At 34.5% G+C, this 18,415-nt stretch carries 17 protein-coding genes; 11 read left to right on the top strand and 6 right to left on the bottom strand.

Features of this window, described 5'->3' with window-relative positions; genetic code table 11:
- Positions 1 to 3: 3 nt before the first annotated feature.
- The 5 genes from CHB80_RS12465 to CHB80_RS12445 all read left to right on the top strand — a co-directional run bounded on the left by CHB80_RS12465 (position 4) and on the right by CHB80_RS12445 (position 5,455).
- Positions 4 to 423, top strand: coding sequence for a DUF1801 domain-containing protein (locus CHB80_RS12465; protein WP_089371793.1), 420 nt, complete (start codon positions 4 to 6; stop codon positions 421 to 423).
- A 173-nt stretch (positions 424 to 596) separates the two neighbouring features.
- A complete protein-coding gene (locus tag CHB80_RS12460; RefSeq protein ID WP_179218150.1) occupies positions 597 to 3,245 on the top strand; it encodes a choice-of-anchor I family protein in 2,649 nt (882 codons plus the stop codon).
- A 275-nt stretch (positions 3,246 to 3,520) separates the two neighbouring features.
- The gene (locus CHB80_RS12455; protein WP_089371791.1) at positions 3,521 to 4,018 is read left to right on the top strand and encodes an RNA polymerase sigma factor; all 498 of its coding nucleotides are present in this window, start codon (positions 3,521 to 3,523) and stop codon (positions 4,016 to 4,018) included.
- 2 nt (positions 4,019 to 4,020) lie between these two features.
- Entirely contained in the window at positions 4,021 to 4,638 is a 618-nt protein-coding gene (locus tag CHB80_RS12450) for a hypothetical protein (protein WP_089371790.1), read from the top strand.
- Between the two features lie 277 nt (positions 4,639 to 4,915).
- Complete coding sequence (locus tag CHB80_RS12445) at positions 4,916 to 5,455, top strand: hypothetical protein (protein WP_089371789.1); 540 nt, start codon at positions 4,916 to 4,918, stop codon at positions 5,453 to 5,455.
- Here CHB80_RS12445 and CHB80_RS12440 read toward each other — a convergent pair.
- Positions 5,452 to 6,255, bottom strand: coding sequence for a lysophospholipid acyltransferase family protein (locus CHB80_RS12440; RefSeq protein ID WP_089371788.1), 804 nt, complete (start codon positions 6,253 to 6,255; stop codon positions 5,452 to 5,454). The genes CHB80_RS12445 and CHB80_RS12440 overlap by 4 nt on opposite strands.
- A gap of 58 nt (positions 6,256 to 6,313) precedes the next feature.
- Positions 6,314 to 6,958 (bottom strand): NUDIX hydrolase, encoded by a 645-nt coding sequence (locus tag CHB80_RS12435; protein ID WP_089371787.1) that lies wholly within the window; start codon positions 6,956 to 6,958, stop codon positions 6,314 to 6,316.
- Positions 6,959 to 6,960: 2 nt separating this feature from the next.
- On the opposite strand from CHB80_RS12435, the gene CHB80_RS12430 reads away from it, so the two are divergent.
- Positions 6,961 to 7,674 carry a peptidylprolyl isomerase gene (locus tag CHB80_RS12430; RefSeq protein ID WP_089371786.1) on the top strand — a complete coding sequence of 238 codons (714 nt, stop codon included), beginning with the start codon at positions 6,961 to 6,963 and terminating at the stop codon, positions 7,672 to 7,674.
- Positions 7,667 to 8,128, top strand: coding sequence for a hypothetical protein (locus tag CHB80_RS12425; protein WP_089371785.1), 462 nt, complete (start codon positions 7,667 to 7,669; stop codon positions 8,126 to 8,128). The genes CHB80_RS12430 and CHB80_RS12425 overlap by 8 nt, the downstream gene beginning before the upstream one ends.
- A 48-nt stretch (positions 8,129 to 8,176) precedes the next feature.
- Here the strand turns inward: CHB80_RS12425 and CHB80_RS12420 are convergent, their stop codons facing one another.
- The gene (locus CHB80_RS12420) at positions 8,177 to 9,412 is read right to left on the bottom strand and encodes a M48 family metallopeptidase (protein ID WP_089371784.1); all 1,236 of its coding nucleotides are present in this window, start codon (positions 9,410 to 9,412) and stop codon (positions 8,177 to 8,179) included.
- A 52-nt stretch (positions 9,413 to 9,464) separates the two neighbouring features.
- Positions 9,465 to 10,262 carry a TrmH family RNA methyltransferase gene (locus CHB80_RS12415; protein WP_089371828.1) on the bottom strand — a complete coding sequence of 266 codons (798 nt, stop codon included), beginning with the start codon at positions 10,260 to 10,262 and terminating at the stop codon, positions 9,465 to 9,467.
- Positions 10,263 to 10,352: 90 nt separating this feature from the next.
- On the opposite strand from CHB80_RS12415, the gene CHB80_RS12410 reads away from it, so the two are divergent.
- Together CHB80_RS12410 and CHB80_RS12405 are read left to right on the top strand one after the other, a co-directional pair.
- A complete protein-coding gene (locus tag CHB80_RS12410) occupies positions 10,353 to 11,249 on the top strand; it encodes a T9SS type A sorting domain-containing protein (RefSeq protein WP_089371783.1) in 897 nt (298 codons plus the stop codon).
- 7 nt (positions 11,250 to 11,256) lie between these two features.
- The gene (locus CHB80_RS12405; RefSeq protein ID WP_089371782.1) at positions 11,257 to 12,048 is read left to right on the top strand and encodes a DUF6503 family protein; all 792 of its coding nucleotides are present in this window, start codon (positions 11,257 to 11,259) and stop codon (positions 12,046 to 12,048) included.
- Between the two features lie 71 nt (positions 12,049 to 12,119).
- Here the strand turns inward: CHB80_RS12405 and CHB80_RS12400 are convergent, their stop codons facing one another.
- On the bottom strand, positions 12,120 to 14,159 hold the full coding sequence (locus CHB80_RS12400) for a dipeptidyl-peptidase 3 family protein (protein WP_089371781.1): 2,040 nt from the start codon (positions 14,157 to 14,159) through the stop codon (positions 12,120 to 12,122).
- A 91-nt stretch (positions 14,160 to 14,250) separates the two neighbouring features.
- On the opposite strand from CHB80_RS12400, the gene CHB80_RS12395 reads away from it, so the two are divergent.
- Both CHB80_RS12395 and crcB read left to right on the top strand, forming a co-directional pair.
- Positions 14,251 to 15,273, top strand: a complete 1,023-nt coding sequence (locus tag CHB80_RS12395) for an SRPBCC family protein (protein WP_089371780.1) — start codon at positions 14,251 to 14,253, stop codon at positions 15,271 to 15,273.
- Between the two features lie 21 nt (positions 15,274 to 15,294).
- Positions 15,295 to 15,666: a fluoride efflux transporter CrcB gene (gene crcB, locus CHB80_RS12390; RefSeq protein WP_089371827.1), complete on the top strand. Its 372-nt coding sequence runs from the start codon at positions 15,295 to 15,297 to the stop codon at positions 15,664 to 15,666.
- 260 nt (positions 15,667 to 15,926) lie between these two features.
- On the opposite strand, the gene CHB80_RS12385 is transcribed toward crcB, so the two are convergent.
- On the bottom strand, positions 15,927 to 18,095 hold the full coding sequence (locus CHB80_RS12385) for a carbohydrate binding domain-containing protein (RefSeq protein ID WP_179218149.1): 2,169 nt from the start codon (positions 18,093 to 18,095) through the stop codon (positions 15,927 to 15,929).
- Between the last annotated feature and the right edge of the window lie 320 nt (positions 18,096 to 18,415).

The following is an 18,415-nucleotide window of genomic DNA, read 5'->3' as shown; positions in this document are numbered from 1 at the left end:
ACCATGAGCGATGTAAAGACCAAAGTAAACGATGCATCTGTCGAAGATTTTCTAAATGCCGTTGCGCATCCTGTTAAAAAAGCAGATAGTTTCATACTTCTGGAAATGATGACAGCAGTTACAGGTGTAGCTCCCAAAATGTGGGGAGATAGCATTGTAGGGTTTGACTCGTATCATTATGTATATGCAAGTGGTCGTGAAGGAGATTGGCCTATGGTAGGTTTTTCTCCGCGTAAACAGAACATAAGCTTATATATTATGCCAGGTTTTGTGAATTTTGATGATTTACTCAAAAAATTAGGGAAACATAAAACCAGTAAAGCCTGTTTATACATAAATAAACTAGCCGATGTAGATCTGGATATCCTTAAAGAACTCATTCAACAATCTGTTGATTATATGAGAAATAAATATCATAAATAACACCAATATTGTGTATTCTTTAAGAGAATATTACCCTTTTTTTATCCCTATATTATAGAAATGTAAATTCTACGATTATACACTGCAAAGAGTAAAATTTTTGTAACATTAATTTCAAATGATTACATAGTTGACCTAGTATTTTTACGGGTATCAATCTTATGAAACTCATTATGAAAAAACTCTACTCTTTAATACTCTTACTGAGTATTTCTACAATTACACAAGCGCAAGACCTATTAATTACTGGTGTTGTAGACGCAACACTTACAGGCGGAACCCCTAAAGCTATAGAACTATATGTAATAAATGATATTGCAGATTTATCTTCTTATGCTATTGGTTCTGCAAATAATGGAGATGGTACTGATGGTGAAGAATTTTTCCTTTCTGGAAATGCAACTGCTGGTGATTTTATTTACATCGCAAGTGAGCAACCTAATTTTAATACTTTTTTTGGATTTGACCCTACGTTTGTAGATGGTACTGCCAATGTAAATGGAGATGATGCCATTGAACTATTTAATAACGGAATGGTAATAGATGTATTTGGCGATATTAATACTGATGGAAGTGGTGAAGACTGGGAATATCAAGATGGATGGGCATATCGTAATAGTGGTACAACAGCAGATGGATCAAACTTTATGATAGACAACTGGAATTTTAGTGGTCCAAATGCATTAGATGATGAAACTGATAATGCGAGTGCTGCTAATCCTTTCCCATTAGGAACCTACAGTACAGTAACGCCTATACGTATTTCTTTTGATGGAGAATTAACTGAAGTTTCAGAAGATAATGGTACCGTTAATATACCTGTATCTATTTCTGAGTCTGCAGATGCTTCTGTAGCAGTCTCAGTAACACTCACAAATGATCTTGGTAGTTCTTTTACTTTAGATACTACGACACTAGCATTCACTGCAGGTGGAGCAACAACACAAAATGTGACTATTACCCTTGCTGATAATATGGATGAAAATCAAGATTATTATATAGCAATCGCACTAGAAAATTTTACAGATGCTGAAGAAGGAGAACTTATCACACATACAGTATATATAATAGACAATGAGTTGCAAGCTCCTGATGCAGCAAATGCTTTAGGGATGTCTTTTGCTACAAACATAGAAGTTAATGGTGCAGAAATCGTAACACATGATACGAGCTCTAATAGACTTTTTGTATCTAATGCAGGAGATAATGCTGTAGAGGTAATTGATTTTAGTGATCCGTTAAACCTCACCTCACTATCTGCTGTAGATATGAGTGCTTTTGGAGATGAAGTCACTAGCGTAAGTGCTTTTAATGGTACTGTAGCTGTAGCAGTAAGAGCGGCCGATCAAGGAAATGGGCAAATTGTATTTATAGATACAGACGGGACTGTGCTAAGCAATGTAGAAGTTGGTTCGCTGCCAGATATGGTAACCTTTACACCTGATGGAACAAAAGTATTGGTAGCTAACGAAGGAGAGCCTAGCGATGACTATACGATTGATCCTGAAGGGACGATCTCTGTTATTGACATTACTGAAGGAATTGAAACATTAACACAAGCTGAAGTAACTTCTCTTAACTTTAATAGTTTTGATGCAAACCAAGCAACATTAGAAGCCGCAGGTGTGCGTATTTTTGGCCCAGGGGCTTCTGTGTCTCAAGATCTAGAACCAGAATTTATAACCGTTTCTGATGATAGCTCTGTTGCTTATGTATCACTTCAAGAAAACAATGCATATGCTGTTGTAGATTTAGCAACTCCAAGTATTACTGCTGTTGAAGCATGGGGAGTGAAAGACCATTCTCTCGAAGAAAATGCATTAGATGCTTCAAACAGATTAGACTTTGTCTTTATGTCTACTTGGAATACAGTAGGAATGTATCAACCCGATGCTATCGATAATTATACTGTAGATGGAACAAATTATATTGTTATTGCAAATGAAGGAGATGCCAGAGATTATGATGGATTTAGCGAAGAAGTACGTATAGGAGATCTTGACCTAGATCCAGATGCATATCCAAATGCTGAGTTTCTACAAATGGATGAAAACTTAGGAAGACTAAAAACTACAAATGCTACTGGAGATACAGACGGTGATGGAGATATTGATATCATACACACCTATGGAGGACGTTCTTTCTCTATTGTAAATGCAGCAACAGGTGATATCGTATATGATAGTCAAGACTTACTAGAACGTATCACAAAAGAAGATCCTGTATATGGAGCGATCTTTAATGCTACCGATGATGAAAATGCTTTTAAAAACCGCTCTGACGATAAAGGACCTGAGCCAGAAGCAGTCATTGTCAGAGAAATTGCTACAGAATGGTATGCTTTTGTTGCATTAGAAAGAATAGGAGGAATTGCAGTATTTAATGTAACAGATCCTACAGCACCTACTTTTGAAACCTATGTAAACAATAGAGATACAACATTAGATATGGAAAATCCAGAAGGAGATCTTGCGCCAGAAGGTATTATTTATGTGGCACCAGAAGATAATGCAACAGAAACTGGACTTATCGTTGTAGCAAACGAAGTAAGTGCTACCATCTCTATATATACACTCGAAAATGACACACTAAGTACAGAGGAATTTACTCAAGACAATAATACGATCACTGTATATCCAAATCCAACGTCCAATGGAACACTATTCTTTACCAAAGAAAGTGGTTTTGATATGTATGATCTCGTAGGGCGTAAAGTAGCTAGTAGTCCACTAGCATCGCAAGTGAATGTCAAAAAATTAAAAACAGGAATATACCTTATCCATTTTGAAAATGGTACGACACAAAAAGTAATCATAAAATAAAGCATATACATTTTAATTATTAATTAGGGAGAAGAGTCCTCTGTATTCGTACAGGGGGCTTTTCGTTTTATAATAGTTTGTATTAAAATAAAAATCAGATTCTATACGCTTTCGCGAAATCGAACTTGTGAGATTCACGACCATAGGGAGAGCAAAGCGATAAAGCGTATGCTACATTACCAAAATAGGAAGCCCTTCCCTATGTAAAATAAATTCTAAAGATTTTGTAACATTACAACAAAATCCCCTACCAATAGGTAACTAACGATCAATCATTGGAGAAAGATTTACAAGAAAAATTTGTAACACTTCTGGAAGAAAACCAGAACATTGTACACAAGGTCTGCCGATTATACACCAATAATCGAGAGCAGCACAACGACTTGTTTCAAGAAGTGACTATACAACTATGGCGTGCATTTCCAAAATTTAGAGGAGATGCAAAATTTAGTACATGGATGTATCGTGTGGCATTAAACACAGCGATTACATTATACAGAAAATCAAAACGTACTGTACAAACACAGGATTTTGATGATGTAATGTTTCGCATCTCTTCCGAAGAATATGACGATACTGTTGAGCAGCAATTAAAGGTCATGTACAATGCAATCAAAGATTTAAATGATATAGAAAAAGCCCTAGTTTTTCTTTATTTAGAAGACAAAAATTATAAAGAGATTTCCGAGACGATGGGGATTACCGAGGTAAATGCCCGTGTAAAAATGAATCGTGTAAAAGGAAAGCTTAAAAAACTAGTAAACCCATCATAGTTATGGTAGATGAATTAGAACTATTAAAAAAACAGTGGCAAAAGCAGGATGAGACACTTCCAAAGCTTAGTAAAGAAGATATATATCCTATGCTACTTAAAAAATCTTCGTCTGTTGTAAAATGGATATTTATCATTAGTATGATAGAATTTTCATTCTGGATGATCATTTCATTATTATTCAGAGACTTTCAGTTTGGAGGAGATTTAAAATTAGAATCAGAAAATTTACGGAATTTCGAAACTATATTTCTTATCGTACACATAGCTGTTTTGTTATTTTTTATTACAAAATTTTATATCAATTTTAAAAAAATAGCAAGTACAGATTCCGCTAGGAAGTTGATGAAAAACATTCTTAACACCCGAAAAACAGTAAAATATTATATCTACTCAAGTATGACCTTATTTGTCATTGCAGCCGTGTTTACAACAGCACTCATTGTAGATGGTAATCCTGAGGCATTTGAAGAAATTAATAAAACGGTTCTTATCTTAATAACAGCCATTCTTACCATTATGATTACGGGTATTTTCTGGTTAGTATATAGTAAGATATACGGTATTTTAACAAAACGCCTAGACCGTAATTATAAAGAACTTAAAAAAATGGAAGTATAGTTTTTGGGGAACTATGCTCAAAAGCCTGAACATCTTTATACATGTTCAGGCTTTTTTTGTGCTTATCAATTACGCTTTCGCGAAAGCTTATATATAGTTTTAATTCAACACTAAGTGATCTTAAAATATAATACTATGAACAAATAATTAGCCGTAGTGTATAGTAGAAAATTATACCGATCATATAATAATGATGAAAATACTAGATTAGTTATAATAAATTAAAGGTTATAGAAAAATAATAGTACTATTACCTCAACTTAACTATTAGAATAATATGTGCCAATTTGATAATACTTTTATATTATGTACTTGTACAGATAATCTACAAAAAGATGACATTGATTGGAGGCTAAGAAGACGAAAACCTAATACAAGTAATTTAGAAACATGGATGTTAAACAATCCTTTCTATAGAGGTCTTAGTAATATTGCAGGGATGATAAAAATTCCAGAAGATTTTAAGACAAAATTACCCGAAAAAATTGAGGAATACCATATTAAAATGGAAGGTATCTTTGATGATCTCATTAATCAAGATCATTTACTTACTAAATTAAGAAAACAGAAAAAAGATGAATATAAAAACACAAGTGTTAATATTCAATTAGCATTAAACAATAGAATGTGTTTTGACACACCTATTAATTTTCAAGAAAACGATATGCTTTCAATTAGGATTGATAAAAAACTAAACGTTTGGTCAACCTATACTTATAAAAAATCTTGGGGAGTTTCTAATATTAAAATAAGTGATGAAGATCATGATGAAATTATGAAAGGTGAAATTTCTATATCATCAAAAGCAAGAGATTAATACTCCCACTGTCTCTTTTTATTTAATTCTTCTTCTTTTTCTAGCTCTTCTAAAGGAATCACTTTTAAGAAAGATGGATGCTGTTCTATAGCGTATTCTAATTGCTCTACAATCATTTCTACAGTATCATTTTCATAATCGATCTTAAGAGGCTCTTTGATTTCAAACGTCTGTAAAATATTACGCTTTTTGATACGTAATCCTTTTTTATCAAAACTACGTCTAAACCCATCTATTACAATAGGTACTACAATAGGTTTGTACTGTTTAATAATATGCGCAGTTCCTTTTCTGATAGGTTTCCAAGGTTTTGTAGTTCCTTGCGGAAACGTAATTACCCAACCATCATCCAATGCAATTCCAATATTTTCTGTATCCTGAAAATTTACTTTACGATCTATTTCCTTTCCTTTTTCACGCCAAGTTCTACTTACCGTAATAGCACCTGCATACGCTAGAATACGGGGTAATAAACCACTCTTCATCGTTTCGCCTGCAGCCACATAATATAAGTTTAATTTAGGATTCCAGAGATATCCAATATTTTTAATCGAGTCTTCACGGCCGCTCAAACTCGCATTAAATACATGAAACATAGATACCACATCTGCAAAATAAGTCTGATGGTTTGAGACAAATAACACATTGGTATCTTGTAAGTTTCTTAAGATATCAGAACCTTCTATTTTTAATTCATTAAATCCTCGGTAACGTCTATGAGTCATCGCACCAGCAATGCGAATAAGCCATTTTTTTAAGAAAAGTATATGTCCGAATGGATTGGTTTTAAATAGACCCATGTATTATTTTAAATATAGCACTGTCGTAAAAACAGAATCACAAAGATACAAAACCCTGTTATTCCTGACCAGAAAGTAATAACTCCTTCAATTCACTAAGCATCATTGCAGTAGCTCCCCACACCACATGACCGTTTAACAAAAAGGCAGGGACATCGATATCATCCATATAGGAAGTTGACATTTTTCTAGAAATTACAGCCTCTTCAGCCAAAAAATCGGCAATAGATACTTCAATAAGCCCTTCTACTTCTTCTTCTTGAGGTATAAAATCTAAGGCAGCATCGCTGTATCCTATAAATGGATACACACAAAAATTACTAGGCGGAATATAGGTTGCACTCATTTCCTTTACGATTGTAATCTGATCTCTAGAAATACCTATCTCTTCCTCTGTTTCGCGTAAAGCAGTATCTAGCATTGTGGTATCCTCCTTCTCTACTTTCCCACCAGGAAAGCCCACTTGATTAGAATGCACACCTTTATACGTCTTTCTAAGCATTAAAACCATGGTTGCTATATCCTCTTGACTCGGATAGAATAGCACCATCACACCAGCTTTACGAGGATTCATTTTTGCGACATCCAAATCACTAAATTCTTTGACACGCTCCATAGGTGCCATTAGAAACTGTGCTTTTTTACCTGGCAATGGCAAATTGCTTATTTTTGAAAGTAATCGTAAACACGTATCAAATTTCATGTATGTATAGGTCTATTATTTTTTTATTACTAATCCCCATTTGCTTAGGCTGTCAAGATACTAAATCTACAAAAAAAGAGACACCTAATCCCGCTGTTATTACAGATACTATCTCAGAAAAAAAGGAACCTGAAATCCAACATCCAAAAGGAACTCCAGAAAATCCTATGATTGCTTCTCAAGCAGAACTTAAGCCCTTCTTAAAAAAGTATGGAGAAGAAAATCCAGAAACTAAAATACGTATCATCACACGTTTTGGAAATATAGAAGTCGAACTTTTTAAAGATACTCCGCTACATAGAGCAAATTTTATCATGCTTGTGAAAAATGAATATTTTAATACCACTCAATTTCATAGAGTATCACCAGATTTTGTAGTACAAGGAGGTAATAACGATACCCGAACAACCGCTCGCAATAGACAAGCTATGGGAAAATACTTATTACCTAATGAAGCAAAAAAACACCATCCACATACACGAGGTGCTTTTTCGGCGGCAAAGTATAGTGAACAAAATATCAGTAAAGCCTCCTCCCCTTTTGAATTTTTTATTGTGCAATCACACCGCGGCGCACATCATATAGATGGAGAACATACCGTTTTTGGGAGAGTCACTAAAGGAATGAGTGTTGTAGATGAAATGAATAAAGTCTCTGTAGATGGAACGGAGTGGCCAGAAGAGAATATATACATGAAAATAGAAATCATTGAGTAACGAACCTATCACACTTTCTCAAGTTTACTTTTATATGATTCTCGTTATATCAACGCTTATTGCATTGATTATACTGTTTACTTCAGAAGATACAAAGGATACAAAGCGTTTTTATAAGTTTCTAAAAATTGCTGCAGGAATAGGAAGTATAGGAATCCTTATGGAAGTAATCGGCTGGAATTACTTATGCCCTTTTCAATGTATTTTGTTTATGTTTTCGCCCTTCATTGCATTGATTATGGTAAAATCTATCACCTATATTTTTATACATCTATTTCAAAAAGAACCCTTTGCGATATATAAAAACACGCTATCTGATGGTATTTGGACAAAAAATAAAGGAAAATTACATCATAAAAGATATTATAATCTTTACTCAACAGTACTCTTGACAGCACCTATTCTAACATTCATGTTTTTATTTACATTCCTAAAAGAAACGAGTTGCACATAAGAAATTATGATGTCATTTTAGTTTCGCGAAAGCGAACATATAGCTCAATTACGATTTCTTTAAATTCTCCACACGTTGTAATAAGGTTGGGTGCGAATAGTTTAACTTCACATATAATGGATGTGGTGTTAAATTACTCAAACTGTTTTTTGATAACTTTTTAAGCGAACTAATAAGGGGTTCTGGACTATACGTTTGAGCCGCATAATTGTCTGCTTCATATTCATGCTTTCGCGAAAGCGCACTCATAAAAAATCCCGTTACCGCCGAAATAGGTGTATATAAAATCCCGAAAACGACCATCCCTATATGAAAAGAAGGCTCAGAAACACCCACTGCTTCAGCAATAATAGGCTGTGCTAAGCATAAAGAAAATAACCAAAGTGTTACTCCTGTAATCACAATAGAAAGCAAAAGGTTTGTTATCACATGCTTACGCTTATAATGTCCAACTTCATGTGCAAGTACTGCTACAATCTCTGTATCGTCTAGGTCATTGATCAGGGTGTCATATAATGTGATTCGCTTTTCGCGACCTAAACCAGAGAAATAAGCATTTGCCTTTGTACTTCGCTTAGAACCATCTATTGTAAAAATATGAGTGAGATTAAATCCTACTTGTTGTGCATAGGTTTCTATTTTTGAGCGTAATTCTCCAGCTTCTAAAGGTGCTTGTTTATTAAATATAGGGACAATTAATTTAGCATAAAACATATTCATAAACACAGAAAATATAGTAACTACACCCCATGCGTACAACCAAAAAGTGCTTTGCGTGGCTTCATAAATCCAAATAATTAATGCTAATAAACCTCCTCCTATCACAATACTCATGGCCCATCCTTTAAGCTTGTCCATAAAAAATGTAATTGGTTTCATTTTATTAAAACCAAATTTTTCTTCGATTACAAAAGTATCGTAATAAGAAAATGGGGTAGACAATACATCACTTGCCAACATAATAATTCCAAAAAAGATCAGAGCTACTCCTATGGGATGAGTCGTAAAAGATCGCGCCCATTGATCTACAATTTCAAAACCATCAAAAAAGAAAAATCCTAGCATCAATAGTAAACTAAAGGTAGACGTATACGTACCAAAACGGTCTTTTGTCTTTTTATAAGCTTGTGATTTTAAATATTCCGCTTCATTATAAACATCTTTTAAAGCCTCAGGAATAGGGTCATTAAAGTGTTTTGCATTGAGATATCCCATTATAAAGTCTATCAAGTATCCTATCACGAGAATGGCGATAATACTATAAAATAGTGTTTGTGAGGTCATAAATATGCTATTAACTAAAGTGTGTTATGTTGATATTGTTTTGTGAAAATAATTAAAATCCACGTTGGCGTTTTGCTTCAAAAGTAAGAATTCCCGCAGCTACACTTACATTCATACTATCAATGTCTCCATTCATTGGTATGATAATATTTTGAGTACTTGCAGTTCTCCAAGGTGCAGTAAGCCCTGTAGCTTCTGTACCTACGACAATGGCGCTGGCTTTGGTATAATCCTGTGTATGATAGGGTTGTGCTTCTTGTAGAATCGCACTAAAAATTTGAATATTTCGATCTTGTAAAAACGAAATAACAGCATCTGTCGCAGCCATGGCAATTTGATTTGTAAATACACATCCTACACTAGATCTAATAATATTAGGATTGTACAAATCTGTTTTCGGGTTTGCTATAATCACCGCATCTACTGCAGCAGCGTCGGCGGTACGTAATAAAGCACCTATATTACCCGGTTTTTCAGGAGCTTCGGCGATAAGTACCAACGGGTTTTCTGGTAATTGTAACTCTTGTAAAGTTGTTGTTTTTGCTTTCGCGAAAGCGATCACAGCCTCCGTCCCTTCTCGATACGCAACCTTACGATATACCTCATCTGCTAGTGATGTGACCATAACGCCTTCTAAAGAAGCAATAAGTGCAACTACGGAAACATCTTCAATAAAAGATTCTTTTATATAAAGTTCTGTAATGGTATATCCTCCAGAAATAGCCAAACTGATCTCACGCAACCCTTCTATAAGAAATCCTCCCTCCTTTTTACGAGAACGTGATTTTTCCTGTAATTGTAAAATTTTTTTTACAGTAGGGTTTTGAGAACTTGAGATATGTTTATGCATATCACAAAGGTACATAGTTATCCCTATAACAATCAAATGTGACAAAAAATACCTTTAAAAGAATTCTACAAAGTTCCTTACTTTTATAGGATGAAAAAAACTACTCAAAAATTGCTAGGAATACTGTGTATTCTTACCTCGTTTACTGCTGTTTCTCAAGTAACAGCAAATCAGCCACAGGACTTATTCATGTGCGATATTAATAATCCAGGGGATGGAGTTGAAATCTTTGACCTTACGACAACTATTCCTGAAATTATTGGAGATCAAACTAACGTAACTGTTACTTTTCATCTTACATCTGGAGGTGCTTTAGGTAACGACAATGGATTTCCAAATCCAGAAAGTTATGAAAATGTAGTAAATCCTCAATTGGTATTTGTACGTGTACAAGGGAATGGAGATAGTCAAATTACCACCTTTACAATTGAGGTACGATTACCATTTGAACCTGATACAACTACACCAGAACCTTTGGTTATTTTTGACCCAGAAGGAGATGGATTTCAGGTATTTGACTTAACTGCTATTATCCCACAATTTACCAATGATGCTTTTCCGCTAGATATCACATACCACGAAAGCTTAGAAGATGCGCAATCTAATGTAAATCCAATTGCAGATCCTGAAAATTATACCAATGTAGTCCCCGTAATGCAAACGGTATATGTGCGTTTTCAAAATGCACCTCAAGAAGAATGTGTAACAATTGCAACTTTTGAAATCATTGCCGATCCAGAACTAAGTGTTCAAGAGGAACTATTGTCTTCTGTTAAAATATATCCAAATCCAGCTTCTTCTGTAATTACTGTAGAAAATATCGACTTAGAGGCTACAATAACCATATATGATACCTTAGGTCGTACCGTATTATCCTTTATAAATGATAACCCTATCAGTTATGCTATGGATATACGCTCATTACCTAAAGGTCTCTATTTTATGGAAGTTGACACTAAAAAACCAGTAACATTCATTAAAAACTAATCATCAAATGAAAAAAATTATTTTTTTAGTTGCTGTAGCTATTTTCGCTTTAAGCTGTAAAGAAAAAGTACAAGAAGCTACAACAACAACTCAAGAAGTCGCTCAAACTATTGTAAAAGAATATCCGGAAGGTATCGCTCCTGTGTTTAAAGCACATGGAGGTATACAGACATGGAATGACATGAATAATCTAACGTTTACGCTAAAAAAAGATAATGGTGATGAGTTACATACGGTAGATTTAAAATCTCGTAAAGTAACGATCAAAACAGATAAATACACATTAGGTTTTAATGGCGAAAAAGTATGGGTAGCTCAGGATTCTGCTCATTACCCAATCGGGCGTGCTCGTTTCTATCATAACTTGATGTTTTACTTTTATGCAATGCCTTTTGTTTTAGGTGATGATGGTATTACGTATAGTGATACACCAGCACTAGAGTTTGAAGGAGTTACATATCCTGGTACTAAAATTTCTTTTGGAAGTGGTGTTGGAGATGCTCCTGATGATGAATATATCGTATACCGTAATCCAGAAACAAATCAAATGGAATGGCTTGCGTATACCGTAACCTATGGTAAAAACGAAAAAAGTGACCGCTTTAGTTATATTAAATATGATCAATGGAATACTATAGGAGGATTACAATTACCTAAGGTATTACAATGGTATAAAGTAGAAGATGGAGTTCCTACAGAAATGAGTGGCGAACGTGTTTTTGCAAATGCAACGATATCTAACAAAGTACTAGATGCATCTCAGTTTGATATCCCAGTAGGGGCTGAAGTTGAAGAATAAAAAAATTAATAAATTATATAAAAAATGGCTGTCTATCTAGACAGCCATTTTTTATATATGGTATGCTACGATTATTTTAAGAAACCATAGGTCTTAGCATATTCTAGCATTTGCGTTTGAAAATCTGCTGGTTGTTCTACTGTAAAACCAGTAATTTCTCCATCTCCTATAATTGGGACAATCACAGGGTTTACAAAACCACTATAAGCAGCACTTTTAAATTTACTATTACGATCTAATACTTCTTTGTGAAGTGTTTGATCTACTTTTACTCCGTAATCTTCTACAAGCGCTTTAGCTGCTTCGTAATCACCTTCTGATGTAATACGTTGTGTCTCGCGTAATAACTCTCCGAAGATCTCTCTAAGCTTCTTATAATCGTTTATATTATAATACGTTTTTCCATCGCGAGTTATTTTTTCAATTACATTTTCTTTAGCGCCTCTCTCAAAAGCCCATGCACTCACCCACTGGCGATTACGCATATGTGCTTCTTCTACATCATCTCCTAATTCCAGACGGACTAATTGAGATACCAATCCATTACGAATATATCCATCGTAGGCAGCGATTCCTGTTTTTTCCCAATCTTCTACCAATCCTAGTTCTTGAAGTTTTGGATCCATTAAATAGTAAAGTCCAAATAAATCTGCTCTTCCTTCTTCTATAGTAGATTTATAACTCTTTAATGTTTCTTTAGGAGTTCCTACTCCTTCATTAATTTGTCCAGAAGCATGCCCTACTACTTCGTGTAATGCCGTGTGAAGCTTATCTGCTAATTGTCCATACTTTTCTTCTAATTCTACTTCTTCAGGGTCATGTGCAAATTCTTTTAAACGTCCAGATCCTCCTGCATTTGCATATGCATTAATAATATTACCTAGGGATACTGACTTACTTCCGTGTGTTTGTCTGATCCAATTGTTATTTGGAAGATTCACACCAATAGGTGTACTAGGAGATGCATCTCCTGCTTCTCCTGCAACAATCACAGTTTTATAAGAAACACCTTTTACTTCTTTTTTCTTATGCTCTGGCATTAATGGAGAATTGTCTTCAAACCATTGTGCATCTTGAGAGAGTACAGCCATTTTTTTAGACATATCAAAATCCTTAATCTGTACGATCGTTTCGTAAGATCCTTTATATCCCTTTGGGTCGTTATATACTTCTATAAAACCGTTAATCCAATCTATATTTCCAGCGGTAGAGGTTGCCCATGCGATACAGTAATCATCCCACGTATCAAGGCTACCGGTTTTATAATATTCAATAAGAAGTCCTAATGCTTCTCCTTGTTTTGGATTTTCTGCAACTGTTTTTGCTTTTTCTAACCAACCGATGATTTCATCGATAGCTGTTCCATATAAACCTCCGCTTTTATATACTTGCTCAACAAGCTTTCCATTTTCTTTCACAAGACGGGTGTTCAGACCTACTTCAATAGGTTCATTTTTATCTACTTCTATCGCTCCATAATAGGTCTCTACATCTGCAGTCGTTACATCTGGCCCATAAAAATTGATAGCACTTTCCAATACGATATCTGCATCTTTAGAAAGATTTACTTTTTTAGCGTCTTTATCATTAAATATCACATCAAATGCTTCTCCTTCTAATGTCGCACCTGAAGCTGATAAGAGTTCTTTGAGGTAGTCTGCAGAAAAGGCAGGTTGTAATTTTGCATTACTATAATGATGATGAATCCCATTAGAAAACCATACACGCTTCAAATACTCTTCAAAATGCTTCCAATCTTCGGTGTTTTTATCTCCGCTATAAGAAGTGTATACTTTTTCAAGAGCATCTCTAATTTCTAAATTATGACGATAGTTTTGTGCCCACATAATATCACGCCCTGCTAAACCAGCTTGTGTCATATAATACACTAGTTTTTGCTCCTTAAGAGTCAAGTCTTCAAATCCAGGAATTTGATATCGCAAGATTTTGACATCTGCAAATTGATCTACTTGGTAGTTAAATTCTCCAATTTCTGCTTTCGCGGAAGCGGCATTTTTACCATCCTCGTTTTTTGTAGTTTGTTGATCTTGACCACAACTTACAGCTAATAAAGCAGCAAGTCCAAAGCCATATAACGCTTTAAATTTCATTGAGATTCGTTTTTATTTGTGCGTAAATATACCAAATTTAGAAGTTTTAAAAATCTAGTATCTTAGCTTCACTAATTAACCCCTACATCCAATGAAATTTTTAAAGCTTCTATTTTTTCTATTACTCATATTTTTAATTGGTGGTGCTATTTATTTTGCTTCAAAAGATGGTCATTATGATATAAAAGAGAGTAAAGTTATTCAAGTACCTGCATCTATCTTATACAATACTGTAAATGATTATACGACATGGGAACATTGGGGTCCATGGAAAAAAGAAGATTCTACAATGACTTTTAGTTATGATGCTAAAACGATAGGAATAGGTGGAGGATACTCTTGGGATGGTGAGTTTCCAGGATCTATGAAAACTACAGCTGTGCAAGAAAATGTAGCTATAGAACAAGATCTTACTATAGTAACACCCGGAGGAGAACGCTTTTCTAAAGTGGGTTGGGAATTTACTCCTACAGAAAATGGTGCGGTTGAAGTATCTTGGAAAGTTGAGGGGGAACATACCTTAATGGATAAAGTATATTTTGCTTTTTCAGGAACAGACTTTGAAGGTGACATGCGTACAATGTATATTTCTGGATTGAATGGTTTAGAAACCTACGTAAGGGAAAAGATGGAGGATCATAATGTTACTATACATGGTATTACAGAATATGGAGGCGGGTTTTATGTCTATAAGACTACCTCTGCTAGTAATACTAATATTAGTGCTATTATGGGAGAGAGTTATAGTGAGATCAATCAGTTTATGAAACAAAAAGGGATCTCACAATCTGGTATGCCTTTTACGATATATAATGAGATGAATCCCAATGGAAATATCATTATGAGTAATGCAATTCCTGTTGCTAATGCAGTAGAAATAACTGAAGAAAGTACGGTTTTAAGTGGTTATTTACCTAGAACGAAAGCCGTGAGAGTTACTTTAAAAGGAAATTATAGCTACCTTGGAAAAGCATGGGCAGATGCAATGCAATATATACAGCAGTATGAATTAATACAGAGCGAGCAAAAACCATTTGAAATATACACTAATGACCCTGGAGACTATCCTAATCCTGCAGATTGGGTAACAGATATCTATATTCCGATAGAATAAGAGAAAGAGATTTACAATATGATGAAACAGTTATTTCTTGTTTTTATAGGTGGCGGTACTGGTAGTATTGCTCGTTATTTGCTTAGTAAAGTTTGGAATACTTCTACTACAGGTATTCCATACGGAACGTTTACAGCAAATATCCTTGGAAGTCTCATCATAGGTTTAATTTTAGGCTGGGCTATAAAGAACAATACACTCTCCAGCAACACCACACTATTATTAGCTACAGGTTTTTGTGGCGGATTTACGACCTTTTCTACATTTGCTTATGAAAATCATAATTTCATAAAATCTGGTGACCTTATGCAATTTGCTATCTATGCAATTGCTAGTTTTGTGGTTGGTATCCTTGCCGTATTTGGAGGTATGTGGATTGTGAAGATGACATAATAGTAAGAAATTATATCTAAAAATAATTCGTTTTTAAACTGTAAGAGAGTTGTAGTTCTTCAATAAGTATGTATGTGTTTTCGCTTAAAGCGAAAAGCTATAAAGAATAACTTCCATTAAAAAATCACATTTCAATAAAAGTAAAGTGCTTCCTATTTTTATAGCAAACCACTATAATAAGATATAAATACTAAAAGGGCTATCAAATTAATGATAGCCCTCTCCTACTAAAATTAAGTAATCCCCCTAGGATTAAGAATCTAGCGTTTAATTAGTTTTATTGTTTCTTGCCCTTGGCTCGTAGTAACCGTTGCTAAGTATATACCTGTTCTTAGGTTTGAAGCGTTTATATCAAATGTATTTGCATTTGGTGTAGCAATAGCTACTCTTCTTCCTAAAAGATCATATACTGCTACAGATGTAATCAGTTCTGCACTTGTAGAAACTGTCCAACGATCTGTAGATGGGTTTGGATATACATTGATATCAACCACTGTAAATTCTTCTGTACTAAGTACTGTGTTATTGTGAAGATATATATTATCTAAAAATATTGTTCTAGTTCCACTGTCTGCTCCTGCAACTGTAAGTACAAATTGTCTTAACGCATCTCTTTGTTGATCATTACTATTATTACCGAAATCAAAATCTGTAAGAGGCACATCTATAGATACCCACTCTCCAAAAGTTGTTACTGGGTTTGTCAATCCGAATGAAGAAGTTTCTCCATCATCACCAACATGATTAGACCATAATGGGTTTGCGATTAAACCTGCTGATAAAGGAGTATCAATCCAATAATCCATATGGAAATGAGTCATTGCCGTATTATCTACCACTTCTCCCCAATCTACTAATAAGAACTGAGGGTCTGGCTGTGTAGCTACTACTTGTTGTGTGTCATCTCCTTCTATTTGAATTGTTGTAATATCTTGAGTTCCTACCCCAAATGCACCGAAGACTACATTAGGTTGATTTGTATACGCATTACTAAAAATAGAGAATACTGCATCTTCAGCTCTATTTGGAGGCGTTGGTGCAGCTACTAATGGCACTACTGGATCTCCACCACCATCATCTACCATCAATGATACATTATCTAATACTAAAACACCATCATCTGCTCCTAAATCAAATAATACACGGCTATTAGCACTACCTGCAGGTGGTGTTAATGTAAATGTAAAGGTTTGTAAATCTGACGTCACCGTCACTGTTTCTATAGCTGCCGAAAAATCACCTTCATTGAGTCCTATTCCTGCTATGATTGTTCTACTACCATCTTCCATTGAAGTAGAAGCATCAAAACTAAAAGTATAAGCAACACCCGCTTCCAGCTCAACTGGATGACTTAGGTTTACATCAAATGGATTTCCTGAGATTTCATTATCAGATAGATTAAAACTATTTCCACCATCTGTTTGTACGTTAAAAGCATTTCCAAACCAAGTAACCATTCCTTGTTCAAAATCTCCATTGGATAATAGCTCCCCTTCATTATTCATCTCTTCATTTAGAGTAAGCATTACATTATCAATAACTACAATACCTGTAGCTGCTCCCATATCAAATAATACACGGCTATCTGCTGAACTAAAATTAGCAACAAGTTCTAAAGAAAATGTTTGTGTAGTTTCAGTTACAGTAACTTCTTGACTTTGATTTGTAAATGGATCTACAAAAAGACCTATTCCCGCAATCATAGTACGACTTGCTGTCGTAGGGTCTGTAGAAGCATCAAAAGTTAAAGTAAATGTTTGACCTTCTGTGATATTGATTCCTCTTTGGCTTAAGTTTACAGCAAAAGGTTCTCCAGCGGTTGCAACGTCTACAAAATTGAAGCTATTCCCACCATCTGTTTGTACATTAAATCCATTTCCTTCCCATACAGTCATTCCTTCTTCGAAATCACCATTAGTTAATAAATTTTCACCTGGAGGTGGCATATCATTTAAAGTAAGTGATACATTATCAATAACTACAATACCAGTAGCCGCTCCCATGTCAAATAACACACGGCTGTCTGCAGACGTAAAGTTTGCGACAAGCTCTAAAGAAAATGTTTGTGTAGTTTCCGTTACAGTAACTTCTTGACTTTGATTTGTAAATGGATCTACAAAAAGACCTATACCCGCAATCATAGTACGACTTGCTGTTGTAGGATCTGTAGAAGCATCAAAAGTTAAGGTGAAAGTTTGACCCTCTGTAATGTCAAGTCCTCTCTGACTTAGATTAACAGCAAAAGGCTCTCCAGCTGTAGCAACATCTACAAAGTTGAAGCTATTTCCTCCATCCGTTTGTACATTAAATCCATTTCCTTCCCATACGGTCATCCCTTCTTCAAAGTCGCCGTTAGTTAATAAATTTTCTTGAGCCTGCAGTACAGTAGCTCCAAGAAACATAAAGAGTAAAAAAGTAATTTTTTTCATAATAATTGTGTGTGTATTAAGCATTCATTAATAATGGTGGCTTAGAATTCAATTGCATTTAATAGTAAGTTGGATATTTTCTTACTTATTCTAAGGTTATCGAAACACAATGTACATCCATAATTAATTCGTTATCGATTATGAAAATAAATTCATTAAATAATAACAAATTGACAAATCTATGTGACGTTGATTTCGAATTACTCAAATTTAAGAGCTATTTTTTGATGAATCCATAAAGAAGACCTATACAAAAAACATACAACACAATTTTATTTTTTGTTTATAGTTTTGATTTTTATACAACTACACAAAAGCCT

This window comes from Dokdonia pacifica (assembly GCF_900188275.1).
Taxonomy (GTDB): Bacteria; Bacteroidota; Bacteroidia; order Flavobacteriales; family Flavobacteriaceae; genus Dokdonia; species Dokdonia pacifica.
Note: the sequence above shows the minus strand (reverse complement) of the source record. Positions and strands in the feature narration are given on the sequence as shown.

Coding starts and splice junctions, on each gene's coding strand:
- CHB80_RS12435 (WP_089371787.1), bottom strand. CDS start 6,958: ATGAAATTTGATACGTGTTTACGATTACTTTCAAAAATAAGCAATTTG.
- CHB80_RS12450 (WP_089371790.1), top strand. CDS start 4,021: ATGGTAGATGAATTAGAACTATTAAAAAAACAGTGGCAAAAGCAGGAT.
- CHB80_RS12395 (WP_089371780.1), top strand. CDS start 14,251: ATGAAATTTTTAAAGCTTCTATTTTTTCTATTACTCATATTTTTAATT.
- CHB80_RS12415 (WP_089371828.1), bottom strand. CDS start 10,262: ATGCATAAACATATCTCAAGTTCTCAAAACCCTACTGTAAAAAAAATT.
- crcB (WP_089371827.1), top strand. CDS start 15,295: ATGAAACAGTTATTTCTTGTTTTTATAGGTGGCGGTACTGGTAGTATT.
- CHB80_RS12385 (WP_179218149.1), bottom strand. CDS start 18,095: ATGAAAAAAATTACTTTTTTACTCTTTATGTTTCTTGGAGCTACTGTA.
- CHB80_RS12410 (WP_089371783.1), top strand. CDS start 10,353: ATGAAAAAAACTACTCAAAAATTGCTAGGAATACTGTGTATTCTTACC.
- CHB80_RS12465 (WP_089371793.1), top strand. CDS start 4: ATGAGCGATGTAAAGACCAAAGTAAACGATGCATCTGTCGAAGATTTT.
- CHB80_RS12440 (WP_089371788.1), bottom strand. CDS start 6,255: ATGGGTCTATTTAAAACCAATCCATTCGGACATATACTTTTCTTAAAA.
- CHB80_RS12405 (WP_089371782.1), top strand. CDS start 11,257: ATGAAAAAAATTATTTTTTTAGTTGCTGTAGCTATTTTCGCTTTAAGC.
- CHB80_RS12445 (WP_089371789.1), top strand. CDS start 4,916: ATGTGCCAATTTGATAATACTTTTATATTATGTACTTGTACAGATAAT.
- CHB80_RS12420 (WP_089371784.1), bottom strand. CDS start 9,412: ATGACCTCACAAACACTATTTTATAGTATTATCGCCATTCTCGTGATA.
- CHB80_RS12460 (WP_179218150.1), top strand. CDS start 597: ATGAAAAAACTCTACTCTTTAATACTCTTACTGAGTATTTCTACAATT.
- CHB80_RS12430 (WP_089371786.1), top strand. CDS start 6,961: ATGTATAGGTCTATTATTTTTTTATTACTAATCCCCATTTGCTTAGGC.
- CHB80_RS12400 (WP_089371781.1), bottom strand. CDS start 14,159: ATGAAATTTAAAGCGTTATATGGCTTTGGACTTGCTGCTTTATTAGCT.